General features: G+C 70.3%; 1 protein-coding gene. It reads left to right on the plus strand.

Annotation, left to right across the window (positions count from 1 at the left end):
- Positions 1-553: hypothetical protein (locus JHN63_RS51885; protein ID WP_200692051.1), on the plus strand; the 553-nt coding region annotated here is incomplete at both ends.

Below are 553 nucleotides of genomic sequence, written 5' to 3' on the forward strand. Positions count from 1 at the left end.
GAGCACATCCGGGTGAACGCGCTCGACGGCAGGGTCATCACGGGAACGCTGATCCGGACGGCGGCGACCGGCGACCGGATCGAGCTGACCCCGGACGGCGTCCTTCTGCTGTACTCCGGCGCCACGTCGGAGACGGCCCCAGGCGACCTCACCACGGGGATCAACTCCGATGGTGAGATGCAGCTGGGGTACCTCCAGCTTCGGCCGCCGGGGCACGGCACCCACGACCGGCCAGACCTTGTGATGACGCTGGGGCCGACCGGCGAGAAGTTCTACACGATGGGCGCGCTCCGCCTGGTCGAGGACGAGCTGGGGGCCACGGCCACGCTGCTTGCCCCGACGACGATCGTGGGCGACCTCGATGTCTACGAGGACCTGGCCGTGGACGGCGCGGCCGCAGTCGCGGGGAAGCTCTCCGCGGGGAACATCCGCATGGGCCAGGTGACCATCACGCCCGTGGCGAATACCCCGACGTCGGTCACCGTCACCGGTCTCGGACTGGCGGGCACGCCGCGGCTGTTCGTCACCGCCAACACCACCGAGCCCACGAGAC

The organism is Streptomyces sp. MBT65, from assembly GCF_016612545.1.
Classification (GTDB): domain Bacteria; phylum Actinomycetota; class Actinomycetes; order Streptomycetales; family Streptomycetaceae; genus Streptomyces.